The 15,287-nt window shown below is 47.7% G+C and carries 12 protein-coding genes and 1 riboswitch; all 12 genes read left to right on the top strand.

The genetic code is table 11. The features are described from left to right. Nucleotides 1–81: 81 nt before the first annotated feature. Entirely contained in the window at nucleotides 82–1,665 is a 1,584-nt protein-coding gene (locus BLT91_RS21900; protein ID WP_090824911.1) for an ATP-binding protein, read from the top strand. Then, nucleotides 1,658–2,371 carry a response regulator gene (locus BLT91_RS21895; protein WP_090824909.1) on the top strand — a complete coding sequence of 238 codons (714 nt, stop codon included), beginning with the start codon at nucleotides 1,658–1,660 and terminating at the stop codon, nucleotides 2,369–2,371. The genes BLT91_RS21900 and BLT91_RS21895 overlap by 8 nt, the downstream gene beginning before the upstream one ends. A 128-nt stretch (nucleotides 2,372–2,499) precedes the next feature. Then, nucleotides 2,500–3,936: an NAD-dependent malic enzyme gene (locus tag BLT91_RS21890; protein ID WP_090824908.1), complete on the top strand. Its 1,437-nt coding sequence runs from the start codon at nucleotides 2,500–2,502 to the stop codon at nucleotides 3,934–3,936. A gap of 18 nt (nucleotides 3,937–3,954) precedes the next feature. Continuing rightward, entirely contained in the window at nucleotides 3,955–5,238 is a 1,284-nt protein-coding gene (locus tag BLT91_RS21885; RefSeq protein ID WP_090824906.1) for a dicarboxylate/amino acid:cation symporter, read from the top strand. 673 nt (nucleotides 5,239–5,911) lie between these two features. Continuing rightward, a riboswitch (purine riboswitch) is annotated at nucleotides 5,912–6,013 on the top strand. A gap of 153 nt (nucleotides 6,014–6,166) precedes the next feature. Beyond that, a complete protein-coding gene (gene purE, locus BLT91_RS21880) occupies nucleotides 6,167–6,652 on the top strand; it encodes a 5-(carboxyamino)imidazole ribonucleotide mutase (RefSeq protein ID WP_090824904.1) in 486 nt (161 codons plus the stop codon). Then, the gene (gene purK / locus BLT91_RS21875) at nucleotides 6,649–7,821 is read left to right on the top strand and encodes a 5-(carboxyamino)imidazole ribonucleotide synthase (RefSeq protein ID WP_090824902.1); all 1,173 of its coding nucleotides are present in this window, start codon (nucleotides 6,649–6,651) and stop codon (nucleotides 7,819–7,821) included. Before purE ends, purK begins: the two co-directional genes overlap by 4 nt. 26 nt (nucleotides 7,822–7,847) lie before the next feature. Continuing rightward, nucleotides 7,848–9,143 carry an adenylosuccinate lyase gene (gene purB, locus BLT91_RS21870; protein WP_090824900.1) on the top strand — a complete coding sequence of 432 codons (1,296 nt, stop codon included), beginning with the start codon at nucleotides 7,848–7,850 and terminating at the stop codon, nucleotides 9,141–9,143. A 60-nt stretch (nucleotides 9,144–9,203) separates the two neighbouring features. Continuing rightward, entirely contained in the window at nucleotides 9,204–10,061 is an 858-nt protein-coding gene (locus BLT91_RS21865) for a phosphoribosylaminoimidazolesuccinocarboxamide synthase (protein ID WP_090824951.1), read from the top strand. 364 nt (nucleotides 10,062–10,425) lie between these two features. Further along, nucleotides 10,426–10,665 (top strand): phosphoribosylformylglycinamidine synthase subunit PurS, encoded by a 240-nt coding sequence (gene purS, locus BLT91_RS21860; RefSeq protein WP_079414612.1) that lies wholly within the window; start codon nucleotides 10,426–10,428, stop codon nucleotides 10,663–10,665. Nucleotides 10,666–10,769: 104 nt separating this feature from the next. Continuing rightward, complete coding sequence (gene purQ / locus BLT91_RS21855; RefSeq protein WP_090824898.1) at nucleotides 10,770–11,465, top strand: phosphoribosylformylglycinamidine synthase subunit PurQ; 696 nt, start codon at nucleotides 10,770–10,772, stop codon at nucleotides 11,463–11,465. Next, nucleotides 11,443–13,686: a phosphoribosylformylglycinamidine synthase subunit PurL gene (gene purL, locus BLT91_RS21850; RefSeq protein WP_090824897.1), complete on the top strand. Its 2,244-nt coding sequence runs from the start codon at nucleotides 11,443–11,445 to the stop codon at nucleotides 13,684–13,686. The genes purQ and purL overlap by 23 nt, the downstream gene beginning before the upstream one ends. After that, complete coding sequence (gene purF / locus BLT91_RS21845) at nucleotides 13,671–15,203, top strand: amidophosphoribosyltransferase (protein WP_090824895.1); 1,533 nt, start codon at nucleotides 13,671–13,673, stop codon at nucleotides 15,201–15,203. Before purL ends, purF begins: the two co-directional genes overlap by 16 nt. Nucleotides 15,204–15,287 lie beyond the last annotated feature (84 nt).

Here is a 15,287-nt window from a genome sequence, read left to right as displayed (position 1 = left end):
GTAACATAATGCAGGATGATGGTTGAAATTAACGGTAAGCTAGAAAGTGGGTGATCGGCTTTGAAGATCAAGGGGCTTCGCATGAGTTGGAAAATTACGATCCTGTCGTTCGGCATCGTATTATTTGCGATTTGTATCGGAGGTATCATTTTAATAGGCCGTGTGATTCACCTTCAGGAACAAGAGCTTGGACAGAGACTGCTTGTTACTGCGCGAACGGTTACCCAATTGCCTTCTATCATCAGCGGGCTAACCGAACAGAGCCGAAGGCAGGAAATTAATCCAATCACCGAACGTCTGCGCATTATTAATGACGTTGACTATATTGTTGTATTGGATATGAACGGCATTCGTTGGTCTCACCCGTCATCCTCCCGGATCGGGGAGCTTTCGAAGGGGGAGGACGAGCATGCTGCATTTGCCGAGCATACGTATCTTTCCAGGGCAAAAGGAGAACAAGGGACAGCGCTTAGAGCCTTCGTACCTGTCATGAACGAGCAGCACGAACAGGTAGGTGTCGTATTGGTTGGGAAACTGGTGCCGGGACTAACCGGGATCATTCTCGACATGCGGGGACAAATATATGTGACGGTCCTCTTGTCGTTACTTTTTGGTATTTGGGGTTCGTGGATGCTCTCTCGGCATATTAAGAAGCAGATGTTTCGTTTAGAGCCTGTTGAAATCGCACAGCTGCTCGTTGAGCGAACAGCTACTTTCAACGCGATGCATGAAGGTGTTATTGCCATAGACAGCCATGAATACGTCACGGTTTTTAACGATAAAGCCAAGAAAATGCTTCAAATCGAAGGGGATGTACTCGGACGTCCTATCCGAGAAGTACTGCCGGATACGAGACTTCCGGAAATTTTGCAGCTTAATCATGCTATTTACAACCAAGAGCTGCATATTGGTCCTGCTCATATCTTGAGTAATCGGGTTCCTATTAAAGTAGGGCATCAAACGGTTGGCGCAGTAGCTATTTTTCGAGACCGCTCGGAGGTAACGAAAATCGCTGAAGAGTTGACCGGAGTAAGAGCGTTTGTTGACGCCCTTCGTGTGCAGAATCATGAATATATGAACAAGCTGCATACCATCGGTGGTTTGATCCAACTTGATCATAAGCAGAAGGCGCTGGATTATTTGTTCGAAACAATGGAAGCGCAATCCGAGCTTAGCAGTTTTGTCTCGAGCAAGATCGCGAATGAGAGCGCGGCCGGTTTACTTTTGGGGAAAATCAGCCGCGGCAGAGAGTTGGGCGTCGAGGTTCGTTTGGACCGGGCAAGCAGGTTGGTGCGATTTCCGGAAAATTTGGATCAGCACGACGTTGTGGTCATCTTGGGGAATCTGATTGAGAATGCTTTTGATGCCCTGAAACAGAAGGAAGGCAATAAAGAGGTCTTTATCAGTATCGAGCAGGATGATGAAGTATTATCGATTTTGGTAGAGGATAATGGAAAAGGAATGAATGAGGAAACCAAACAGCGCATGTTTGAGCGAGGCTACTCGACAAAGGCTGACGAAGGCAGGGGCATTGGTTTGTATTTAATCCGAAATATTGTGAACAAATGCGGGGCTCATCTGGAAGTGGAGTCCACACTTGGCGTGGGAACGAGCTTTATTCTCACTTTCCCGATGCATACAAGAGAGGAAGAAATGCATGTATAGAGTCGTACTTATTGAGGACGATCCGATGGTTCTTGAAGTGAACAGGCAATTTGTTGAAAGGGTTCCCGGCTTTGAAATCGTAGGGATTTCATCTAATGGCATAGATGGTATAGAGAAAGTCCGTCTTTTGAAGCCAGACCTAGTTATTCTTGATATTTATATGCCGGGTCAAAACGGAACCGATGTGCTGCAGCAGATTCGTAATGAACAGTTAGGTACGGATGCTATTGTGATTACGGCCGCTAATGATATCCCTACGATCCAACGGATGCTTCATCAAGGGGCAGTGGACTATATCATGAAGCCTTTTAAGTTTGAACGGGTCCAAGAGGCGTTGGAAAATTATCGGACGATGAAAAGAAGATTAGGGAAGGAATCGACGTTAACGCAGGCTGAATTGGATCAACTTTTACACGGAAACGAAATCGCCCCAATTTCTAAAGTACCTTCTGTCAACATGCAAATGGATTTGCCTAAAGGTCTGCAAGCACTGACGATGAATCAAGTCATGCTGTTTCTGATGCAGCAGCACAAATCTTTATCCGCCGAAGAAGTAGCCGAGGGCGTAGGATTGGCAAGGGTTACTGCACGTAGGTATCTGGAGTTTTTGGAAAAGAATAAGCAGGTCAAGCTTGACCTTGAATATGGCGGGATTGGGCGCCCGATCAATAGGTATGTGTGGAAGAAAGAGAACAATAGATCATAAGTCAAAGTGAAGACCAAAAAGACCATAAGTACCAATATGGTCAAATTCTTCACGCCTTCTTTTGAAAGCGATATCATGAAAAACAGAAATAGATGTAACAAAGTCTGATATCGCTTGAGGTGAAGAACGTGTCAATCCCATCGGGAGTTCATACAAGTATTATTTTGAGACTAGAATTGGATAAGGATACAGCGTCGTTCGGCAGTGTGGCCACTGCCATTAGTGATACAGGCGGGGATATTATAGCCATTGACGTCGTTAGAACGGACAAAAACATCACGGTTCGGGACATCACGATCAATGTATACGATAACAAGCATACCGAATTGATTGCAACGGCCATCCGCACATTGACGGGTGTGAAAATCGTTCATGTTTCGGATCAAACGTTTCTGCTTCATTTGGGCGGAAAAATTGAAATGAGTCCCAAGTATCCAATCAAAAATCGAGATGATCTCTCCAGGGTGTATACACCGGGTGTTGCTAAGGTGTGCATGGCAATCCACGAAAAACCGTCGCTTGCCCATACGCTCACAATCAAACGAAATACAGTCGCGGTCATATCGGATGGAACTGCCGTACTCGGTCTGGGCAATATTGGACCCGAAGCAGCTATGCCCGTAATGGAAGGAAAGGCGATGCTGTTTAAGCAGTTAGCAGGCGTCGATGCGTTCCCCATATGTCTGGCTACACAGGACACAGATGAAATTGTATGTATCGTGAAAGCGCTATCCCCAACGTTCGGCGGAATCAATCTAGAGGATATTTCTGCGCCTAGATGCTTTGAGATTGAACAGCGGCTTATCGAGGAACTGGATATTCCGGTTTTTCATGATGATCAACATGGTACAGCTGTTGTGCTTTTGGCAGGATTATTTAATGCCGTTAAGATTGTGGGCAAGAAGCTCGAGGATTGCAAAGTCGTGGTTTGCGGCATTGGCGCGGCAGGGACGGCTTGTACCAAAATGCTGATGGCTGCAGGTGTTCGAAATATTATTGGTGTCGATCGACAGGGAGCCATTACAAGTGATGGCGTTTACGACAATCCGTTTTGGCAATGGTATGCGGAACATACGAACCCGAAGCAGATACAAGGATCGCTGTCAGAAGTTATTGAAGGAGCGGATATTTTTATCGGTGTATCGGGTCCGGGTGTACTTAAAAGTGAAGACATCGCCAAAATGGCGGACAATCCGATCGTCTTTGCGATGGCTAACCCGACGCCGGAAATTCTCCCCGAAGAGGCAGAGCCTTATGTGCGGGTTATGGCTACCGGCCGTTCGGATTACCCGAACCAGATTAACAATGTGCTTTGTTTCCCAGGTTTGTTCCGGGGATTGCTGGATTGCAGGGCGACTAGAGTGACAGAAAATATGAAGCTTGCTGCAGCCAAGGCTATTGCTTCGGTTGTTCAAGAGGATGAGTTGAATGAGTATTACATTATTCCAAGTGTATTCAATCAATCGGTAGCTGAACGAGTAAGAGATGCAGTTATAGAAGCGGCTTATGAAGACGGGGTCGCCAGAAGACGAAGAGAGAAAGTGCACAGCCTAGTTCAGGTTTAGAATAAGGAGGATTTCACAATGAAACTTAGAAAAAACTTAACACTACAGGTTTTGATCGCCATTGTGCTCGGGATCGCGGTAGGTCAGTTTTTCCCGCAGCAGGCGGAAAATTTAAAAGTACTTTCCGATGTGTTCGTGAAAATGATCAAAATGGTGATTGCACCAATTGTTTTCTTTACCATTGTAATCGGGTTCTCCGGTATGGGGGATTTGAAGAAAATAGGTCGAATCGGCGGCAAGGCGCTGGTGTATTTTGAAATTATAACTACGTTCGCGATGGCTATCGGTATAGCTGTCATGTACATCTTTCAACCTGGCGCAGGAATGAACACAAATGCTGTGAAAGCCGCAGATGTTGCGAAATATACGAAAGAAGCGGCAGCCAGCAGTCACGGCTTCATAGATTTCATTACCAGTGTCGTTCCGGATAACGTGATGGCTGCATTCGCCAAAGGTGATATGCTGCCGGTTCTATTCTTCTCTGTCTTGTTTGGATTGGCGATGGCTGGCCTTGGGGATAGAGTTAAACCGGTTACGACTTTCTTAGAGAAAATGAATGAAATTTTCTTCCGCATTGTAGCAATCATCATGAAATTCTCTCCGGTTGCTGCTTTTGGTGCCATGTCTTATACAATCGGCAAATTCGGCGTGCATTCGTTGTTCTCTCTCGGTAAGATGATGGGGTCCGTTTATGTGACCATGGTGTTGTTCATCTTTATTGTGCTCGGAACTATTTGCAGAATATATGGATTCAGCATTATTAAGCTCCTGCGATTCATTAAAGAAGAGCTGCTGCTAGTACTAGGGACGTCTTCATCCGAATCCGCATTGCCGCGCGTTATGGAAAAGCTGGAGAAGTTCGGCGCATCCAAGCCCGTCGTAGGTCTTGTGGTTCCCACGGGTTATTCATTCAACCTCGACGGTACATCGATCTATTTGTCTATGGCAGGGTTATTCATTGCACAAGCCTACGGTGTACAACTAAGCTTGTTACAGATCCTGACCTTTCTCGGCGTTCTGATGCTAACTTCAAAAGGTGCAGCTGGCGTAACCGGATCGGGCTTTGTCACATTGGCGGCTACATTAACCGCAATTCCCAATAATGTCATTCCGATTGAAGGCATGGCGCTTCTGATTGGGGTGGACCGATTCATGTCGGAAGCGAGAGCGATTACGAACATTATTGGTAATAGTGTGGCGACAATTGTTATTGCGAAAAGTGAAAAACAGTTTAATCCAAATCCAGAAGACACAGATATGTCTCTACAAACGGGGTCTGTGAAAGAAGTTTCCGCTGTGTAGTGTGAACCTTTGGGAATGGCTGATAAAAGTAAATTCACTTTCCTTTAGGGGTACAGAAAAACAAAAAATGAGGCGGCAAGGTTATTCTTGCCACCTCATTTTTTGTTTACTTTCGATTGTAAGGGAAAGTCACCCGACCTTTAGTTAGCGGAACGTCGATTCGTTATTTTGGTGAATCTGATCTTGAAATCGAATGAGAGGAACGTGAGTGCGCTATTTGATCAATATGAACGATCCGGAGGAAAAAAAACGCGAAATAACGCATCGTCGTTCCTCTTCCTAATGATTTCGGGTGTTTTCGTCTAATTAACGCATCGACGTTCCCTCAGCAAATTCTGGTTACCCTAGCATAGTACATTAAAAGGTATACATAACATCCCAAATTGACTTTTGGGACAGCCCCTTTTGCTAGCGGTTGCGTATATGCGAATGGAGGACATGTCGAAAATTATCATCGTTAGGAACGTTTGTTTATCGGAAGTGTTATTACTGACTGATGGGCTCTCTGCGAAGATGAGAATCTCATCTTCGATCGCAAACCGGTTAAGAGATTAAAAATATGGCTAAAAAGCGAACTATACAAAAGATTAAGACTGAAATCGTTCGTTTTTTGAAATTGACATGGCACGTTAGTTGGTAGTAAACTAGGGAAGCGGGAAATGAAGCCGCACTAATTGAAAATGTCGAATCAACTCGTATAAAATCAGGGATAAGGCCTGAAAGTTTCTACCCAAAAACCATGAATTTTTGGACTACGAGGAAGCGAATGAGGGAAACCATAGGAAGACGATGGTCTTTTTGCATTCGGTTCTTTTGCTGTCCAGCGGATAGAATCACGTATTCTAGCTCTGGGCGTTTTTGGGTTTGATGATGATATGATTGAATTTATTATAATGAGGTTTTAAAACTTCTATTTGAAAGTAGGTTTGTGATGATACGTGTTGGTGTCATAATGGGAAGCCAGTCGGATTGGGAAACGATGAAGCACGCGTGCGACATGCTGGAAGAGCTGGGAGTGCCTTATGAGAAAAAGGTAGTTTCCGCGCATAGAACGCCGGATCTTATGTTCGAATATGCAGCTTCGGCAGCAGGCCGCGGCATTCAAGTGATTATTGCCGGAGCGGGAGGCGCTGCGCATCTACCAGGGATGGTAGCAGCCAAAACGGAGCTTCCGGTTATTGGTGTTCCAGTCAAAACGTCCACGCTGAACGGACTCGATTCCTTGCTTTCGATCGTACAAATGCCAGGCGGCATTCCTGTTGCGACGGTCGCAATCGGTCATGCGGGTGCAACGAATGCAGGCCTATTGGCTGCGCAAATTCTCGGCGCATTCGAGCCGGAGCTGCAAGCGAAGGTCAGAGCGCGTCGCGAGCGAATTGCGCAAACGGTGATTGAAAGCAGTGACCTGTTATGACAGAAGCAGGCGGTAAGGTCATCAAGCCAGGCGGCACCATCGGCATCTTGGGCGGCGGGCAGTTGGGCCGTATGCTGGCCTTGGCCGGACGCAACATGGGTTATCGCTTCGTGACTCTTGATCCCACGGAGGATGCGCCTTGCGGTCAAGTCGCCGATGAGCAAATTCAGGCGGACTTTGACGACGTGGAAGCGGCAAGGAAGCTGGCTGCTCGTTCGGATGTGATCACGTATGAATTCGAGAACGTCGATGCCCATGTGACGAACATTCTAATGAATGAGTCCTATGTTCCCCAAGGGAGTGAGCTTTTATATACAACCCAGCATCGTCTTCGTGAAAAAAGAGCGATTGAAGCAGCGGGCGTACCAGTTGCTCCTTACGCTGAAATCAGGAGTGCAGCTGAACTAAAAGACGCGGTATTGCGCTTCGGCACGCCCTCTGTGCTCAAAACAGCAACAGGCGGCTATGACGGTAAAGGCCAATGGGTCATCCGCTCAGTGGATGAAATAGAAGAGGCTTACGAAACGCTGAGCCGGGCCAAAACCGAACTCGTTCTCGAACAATTCATTCATTTTGACAAAGAATTATCCGTCATTGCAGCGAGAAGTCCTCGAGGTGAAGTGAAGGCTTTCCCTGCAGCGGAAAATATACATGTACATAACATCCTGCATCAATCCATCGTTCCGGCACGCATTCCAACAGAAGTGCAGCAGGAAGCCGAGAAGCTTGCGATCCGAATCGCAGAATCGCTTGGCGTCATCGGATTGATCGCCGTCGAGCTGTTCCTAACAAAGGATGGTCAGCTCTACGTCAACGAACTTGCGCCGCGCCCGCACAATTCCGGTCATTACACCATGGAAGCGTGCCGGACTTCGCAGTTCGAGCAGCATGTTCGCGCCATTTGCAACTTGCCGTTAGGCTCGACGGAGCTTATGTCTCCTGTCGTGATGGTGAATTTGCTTGGCGAGCATATCGAACCGCTTCAAGAGCAAATCGACCAACCAGGCTTTCTAGAGAGTGAAGATCTCGGCGTCAGCGCGAAGGTTCATCTGTATGGCAAGAAGGAAGCGAAAGAGAAACGTAAGATGGGACATATCAATCTCCTCACAAACGATGTCCTTAAAGCGCTGACTTGGATAGAACGCACTGGCATTTGGGAAACTAAGTAAATGAAAATCATTGGAGGAACGGCAAAATGATCGAACGTTATACACGCCCGGAAATGGCACGCATTTGGACCGAAGAAAATAAGTTTCAAGCATGGTTGGAAGTTGAAATTCTTTCTTGCGAGGCTTGGTCAGAGCTCGGAATTATTCCAAAGGAAGATGTGAAAGTACTGCGCGAGAACGCCAGCTTCAACATCGACCGCATTTATGAAATCGAGCAAGAGACTCGTCATGACGTAATCGCCTTCACGAGAGCTGTGTCTGAAACACTTGGGCCTGAGCGCAAATGGGTTCACTACGGTTTGACTTCGACAGATGTTGTCGATACGGCACTAGGCTACTTGCTGAGACAAGCTAACGAGATTTTGGACAAAGACATTCAGAACTTCATTGAAATTCTTCGCAATAAAGCGATTGAACATAAAGATACAGCGATGATGGGCAGAACCCATGGCGTGCATGCAGAGCCGACGACTTTTGGTCTGAAAATGGCGCTTTGGTACGAGGAAATGAAGCGTAACCTGGAGCGTTTCCGCTTTGCAGCTGATGGCGTGCAATTCGGTAAAATCTCAGGTGCCGTAGGTACTTACGCGAACATTGATCCGTTCGTTGAGCAATATGTGTGCGGCAAGCTTGGTACGACAGCAGCACCAATCTCGACACAAACGCTGCAGCGTGACCGTCATGCTGAGTACATGGCAACGCTTGCGTTGGTTGCTACGTCCCTAGACAAATTTGCAACTGAAATTCGCGCGCTTCAGAAGAGTGAGTTCCGTGAAGTTGAAGAGCCTTTTGCTAAGGGTCAAAAAGGTTCCTCGGCAATGCCGCATAAACGCAATCCGATTGGTTGCGAGAGCATTTCCGGTCTGTCCCGTGTCATTCGCGGTCACATGATTTCTGCGTATGAGAACGTGACGCTGTGGCATGAACGCGACATTTCGCACTCCTCAGTTGAGCGTATTATCCTTCCGGATGCGACGCAATTGCTTAACTACATGCTGAACCGTCTAGGCAACATCATCAAGAACTTGACTGTGTTCCCTGAAAATATGAAGCGCAACATGCGCAGCACCTACGATGTACCTTTCTCTGGCCGCGTGATGACGAAGCTGATCGACAAAGGCTTTTCGCGTGAGCAGGCTTACGATACGGTACAGCCAAGAGCGATGCAGGCTTGGGAAGAGCAGCGTTCTTTCCGCGAGATCGTAGAGAATGCAACTGTTATTACAGAGGCTTTGAGCCCAGCTGAAATCGCGGATTGCTTCGATCCGAGCTGGCATTTGAAACATGTAGACACGATCTTCGACCGTTTAGGTTTGAAATAGAATTTAGCAGGAAAGGATGTGTGGTTCGTGGCAAGCAATATACTGGATTCAGCAACGGATATGATTAACGCGCCTCTGGTACATAAGGGGAAAGTGCGTGAGCTGTATGATTTGGGCGAAAATTTCCTTCTCGTAGTGACGGATCGAATATCGGCTTTTGATTACATTTTGAAGCCCGGTGTTCCTGATAAGGGATACGTTCTGAACGCGCTGAGTAAATACTGGTTCGGCATAACGAGCGGTTATATGAGCAATCACATCGTACACACGGACGTTGAAAAGCTTCATGACATTATTCCAAGTCCTGAAAATAGAGAGCTTCTGAAAGAACGTATTATTGTAGCGAAAAAAGCGGACCGCATCTCCATTGAGTGCGTGGTTCGCGGGTACATCACAGGCAACGGCTGGAGACAGTACGAGAAAAACGGAGAGATTAACGGTCGTAAACTGCCTGAAGGCTTACGCAAAAACCAGCGCTTGCAAGATCCTATTTTCACACCTGCGGCCAAAAATGATGTCGGTCATGATGAGGACATTTCCGTGGAACAAATGATTGAATTAGTCGGCGAACCGCTGACTTATGAGCTGCAGGAGCGAAGCATTATGCTTTATACGCTGGCGCATTCCATCTGTGAGCAAAAGGGCATTATTTTAGCAGATACGAAGTTTGAATTCGGCTTTTATGCGGGTGAACTTATTATTATTGATGAAATTTTCACGCCGGATTCCTCGCGTTACTGGTCAGAAGATAAATACGCCCTGGATATCGAGATCGATTCGATGGACAAAGAGCCCGTTCGTACATACTTAGCGGGTTCAGGTTGGGATAAAAATAGTGAGCCGGATGAGCTTCCAGCGTCTGTTGTGGAAGAAACATCGAACCGATATAAAGAAATTTTACACCGTTTGGTGGATTAACGAAAAAATGATGGGTGGGGAAATTGCTAGAGCGTGGCGAAGTTAGTGCTACTGATTTCCTTAGTGACGTTCCCCTTCATAAAACTGACCGCACCCACCTCACAAGAAAAGAATAAGAGTCTTTTAAGGCTCTTATTTTCAACAGATGAGCAAAAGTATGCGAAATAAGAGTCTTTAGGGCCTCTTATTTGCAGGATTATCGCTGAAATAGCTGCTTTTGCGGGAAATAAGAGTCTTTAGAGGCTGCTATCTCTTCAAAATGGGAAGAAAAATGAGAAATAAGAGCCTTTAGGGACTTCTAATTGGGCTACTGAATAAATCAATGCCAGCTACTCTGGCGAATAACGCTAAGGAGAGATGAGAAATGAAAGCAACGGTCTACGTAACGATCAAGCAGAACGTATTGGATGTTCAAGGAACTGCGGTGCAAGGAGCGCTTCATTCCATGGGTTTTGAGGAAGTTGGCAAGGTGCGCATAGGTAAATATTTGGAGTTGGAATTAGGAACAACGGATAAAGCAGAAGCTGAAGCACGCGTAAAAGCTATGTGCGAGAAATTACTTGCTAACACGGTCATCGAAGACTACCGCTACGAGTTGGCGTAACATACCAAAGTAAATGCTTACGAAGCAAGTTTTGCCAAGGCAAAACTCAGCACATGCTTACGAAGAAAGTTTTGCCAAGGCAAAACTCTAAGGAGGAAAACGTCATGAATTTTGCGGTTCTTGTATTTCCGGGATCGAACTGTGACATCGATTTGTATAAAGCAATCGAAGATACAATCGGTCAGCCGGTTGACTATGTTTGGCATACAGAAGGCGATTTGTCCAAATACGACTGCATCCTCGTGCCGGGTGGATTCTCTTACGGGGATTATCTGCGCTGCGGAGCGATTGCACAATTTACGAACGTGATGAAAGCTGTTGTTAAAGCTGCGGAAGAAGGCAAATACATTCTAGGTATTTGTAACGGATTCCAAGTGTTGACGGAAGCAAGATTGCTGCCGGGCGCTTTGCTGCGCAATAACAGCATGAAGTTCCGCTGCCACCCAGCGATTCTAAAAGTTGAGAACAACAACACGGCTTTCACGCGTGATTATGCGGAAGGCGAATTGATCAATATTCCTATCGCTCACGGCGAAGGCAACTACTATTGTGATGACGCTGCGCTGAAAGAATTGCAAGAAAACAAACAAATCATTTTCCGTTATGAAGCGGGCAACAACCCGAACGGATCGCTTGACGATATTGCAGGTATTAGCAATAAAGCTGGCAATGTTGTTGGTATGATGCCCCATCCGGAGCGTGCCATTCATGAGATTCTGGGCTCCGCAGACGGCAAAAAAATGTTCACATCAATTCTAAGCGCTTGGAGGGAGAAACATGACGCAGCAGCTATCCGCTAAGGAACCAACAGCCGAGCAAATCGCGGAACAGAAAATTTACAAGCAAATGGGCGTAACCGACGAAGAGTTTGCCAAAATTTGCGGCTTCCTTGGACGCAATCCGAACTATGTGGAGATCGGCGTATTCAGCGTTATGTGGTCCGAGCATTGCTCTTATAAAAATTCTAAACCTGTTCTTCGTAAATTCCCAGTCACAGGACCTCGCGTTCTGATGGGACCTGGCGAAGGCGCAGGGATTGTAGATATCGGCGACAACCAAGCAGTTGTTTTCAAAATTGAAAGTCATAACCACCCTTCGGCGATTGAGCCATACCAAGGCGCAGCGACAGGCGTGGGCGGCATTATTCGTGATATTTTCTCAATGGGCGCGCGCCCGGTAGCGCTATTGAACTCTTTGCGTTTCGGCAAACTGGAAAACGACCGCGTGAAGTATTTGTTCGAGCACGTTGTCTCAGGAATCGCTGGATACGGCAACTGTATCGGGATTCCGACAGTCGGCGGCGAAGTAATGTTCGATGAGAGCTACGAGGGGAACCCGCTCGTTAATGCGATGTGTGTTGGTCTCATCGACCACGATAAGATCCAACGCGGTGTTGCCAAGGGTGTTGGCAACCCAGTTTTCTACGTCGGTCCAGCAACGGGCCGTGACGGAATCCACGGTGCGACGTTCGCATCCGAGGAACTGACGGCAGAGTCCGAAGCGAAGCGCCCAGCGGTACAAGTGGGCGATCCGTTCATGGAGAAGCTCGTACTGGAAGCGTGCTTAGAGTTAATTAATTCCGGCATCGTGCTCGGAATTCAAGATATGGGCGCTGCGGGGCTTACTTGCTCCAGCGCAGAGATGGCTAGTAAAGCGGGCAACGGCATGGAGCTTTACCTTGATGAAGTTCCGCAGCGCGAAGAAGGCATGACAGCGTATGAAATGATGCTGTCTGAGTCTCAGGAGCGTATGCTTTTCGTGGTTGAGCCGAAGCATGAGGCGCAAGCTAAGGGCATTTTTGAGCGCTGGGGTCTCCACTGCGCCAAAGTCGGCAAGGTAACCGATGACGGTTACCTGAAGCTGATCCACCACGGTGAAGTCGTGGCGAACATGCCTGTCGGCGCACTCGTCGACGAGTGCCCGGTGTACAATAAGCCGAGCAAGGTGCCGGCTTATTACGAGGCTAGCGCATCCATTGATACGACTCGTTACCCTGAGGTAACGAAATTGACGGATGCGCTTAAATCGGTGCTCGCGTCACCGACGGTAGCGAGCAAAGAGTGGGTGTACAACCAGTATGACTACATGGTTCGTACGGAGACGGCAGTGCGTCCGGGTTCGGACGCAGCGGTTGTGACCATTCGCGGTACCCGCAAGGGCCTCGCGATGACGACCGACTGCAACGGACGCTATGTGTACCTCGATCCGGAAGTAGGCGGAAGGATCGCCGTTTCGGAAGCAGCGCGTAACGTTGTCTGCTCCGGCGCTGAGCCGCTCGCGGTTACGGACAACCTGAACTTCGGTAGTCCGGATAAGCCGGAGATTTTCTGGCAGCTGGAGAAATCCACAGACGGTATGGCAGAAGCTTGCCGCTTCTTGGATACGCCGGTTATCGGCGGTAACGTCTCGCTTTACAATGAGAATGCCAAAGGCGCAATCTACCCAACTCCGGTTATCGGGATGGTTGGTCTTGTGCATGACATCGACCACATCACAACGCAAAGCTTCAAAAAAGAAGGCGACATTATCATCCTGCTTGGCGAGACGAAAGCGGAGCTCGGCGGCAGCGAATTCCAATATGTGATTCACGGTGTAACCGAAGGCCGTCCTCCTGAATTGGACTTGGCTACGGAGAAACGTCTGCAAAACGCTGTATTGAAGGCCATTCAAGAAGGTCTTGTTGCTTCTGCACATGACTTGTCCGAAGGCGGCCTAGCGGTTGCTTTGGCTGAAAGCTGTATCAGTGGGAGCGTAGGCGCAGCGGTTAACGTAGCTTCTGAGCTTCGCCCTGATTTCACGCTGTTCAGTGAAACACAATCCCGTATTTTGCTGAGTGCGTCACCAGACAAAGCGGATGCCCTTAAGCACTGGATTGCTTCGCAAGGCGTGCCTTATCAAGAAATTGGAACAGTTACAGGTACAGATCTGAACGTTAAAATCAACAACGAACAGCGTCTCCAGTCTCCGGTAAGCGAGCTGGCGAAAGTCTGGAAGGATGCGATCCCATGTCTAATGGCATAAAACAATCTGAGGCCCTAAAGCTCCCTGCTGCTCCCTTGGTTCAACTAGGAGAAAAACAGCATGAGCTTTGGACAGGTGAATATTTCAACGAAGGTGTAGGCGGCCAAGGCGGATTGTTGGATAAGCTGAATGAAGAGTGCGGGGTATTCGGGGTGTATGGTCATCCCGACGCTTCCTCTTTGTGCTATTACGGGCTGCATGCCCTGCAGCACCGCGGACAGGAAAGTGCCGGCATCTGCACAGTAGATGACGGTAATTTTAACTATTATCGCGGTATGGGACTTGCCAAAGAAGTTTTCACCAATGATAATTTGGAGCCTCTCACAGGCTCGACAGCTATCGCTCATGTACGTTATTCAACAGCAGGCGAAAGTAAGCTGGCGAACGCACAACCGCTTGTTTTCAAATACCGTGAGGGCGACCTTGCGATTGCAACCAATGGAAACCTCGATAATGCGAACATAATCAAACGGGAGCTTGAGCGGAAGGGATCGATTTTCCAAACCACAAGCGACACGGAGGTTCTTGCACATCTAATTGCCCGTTCAGAGCATGATGATATCGTAGATGCTGTGAAAGATGCTCTGAATCAAGTGATTGGCGGGTATGCTTTCCTGGTTATCACCAAAGATAAATTGATTGCTGCGCTTGATCCGAATGGATTGCGTCCATTCATGATTGGCCGTCTAGGAGAAGCGTATATATTTGCTTCTGAATCTTGTGCATTCGATGCCGTGGGAGCGACTTATTTCCGTGACGTGCAGCCTGGTGAGATTATCGTACTGGATCGCGATGGCTTTCATGAAGAGCGTTTTGCGGAAGGCAGCCGGCGTGCGATTTGTGCCATGGAGTATATCTACTTTGCTCGTCCGGATAGTGACATCGATACGGTTAATATTCACTCGGCACGTAAACGGATGGGTAAGAAGCTGGCGATGGAAGCTTTCGTTGATGCGGACATCGTAACCGGAGTACCGGATTCGAGTATTTCGGCTGCAATTGGTTATGCGGAACAAACGGGTATCCCTTATGAGCTGGGTCTGATCAAGAACCGCTACACAGGCCGGACGTTCATCATTCCAAGCCAAGAGCTTCGTGAGCAAGGGGTTAAAATGAAGCTGAGCGCCGTTCGCAAAGTGGTCGAAGGCAAACGTGTTGTCATGATTGATGACTCTATCGTTCGTGGAACAACTTCCTTACGAATTGTTAATTTGCTTAGGGAAGCTGGCGCCACCGAGGTGCACGTGCGAATCTCTTCGCCGCCTTTCATGAATCCATGCTACTACGGAATTGATACGCCGGATCGCAAAGAGTTGATCGCTGCAATGAATTCAATCGAAGAAATTCGCAAGGCGATTAATGCGGATTCCCTGCATTTTCTGACAAAGGAAGGGCTGTTAGATTCGATCGGACAAGGCTCGGCAGGAGCGGAAAGCGGCTACTGTACAGCTTGTTTCGATAACAGCTACCCAACAGAAATTGCTGATGTTACGAAGGTTGGTTGTGCTTGCGACTAATTGGTTAATAGATAGGGAAATGCAAAAAAATCGGAATAGACTCAACGGGTTGGTCTCGCTTAGGCGGACGACCTCCCGATACAT

It is taken from the genome of Paenibacillus sp. yr247, from assembly GCF_900103825.1.
In the GTDB taxonomy this organism is placed as follows: domain Bacteria; phylum Bacillota; class Bacilli; order Paenibacillales; family NBRC-103111; genus Paenibacillus_E.
Note: the sequence above shows the minus strand (reverse complement) of the source record. Positions and strands in the feature narration are given on the sequence as shown.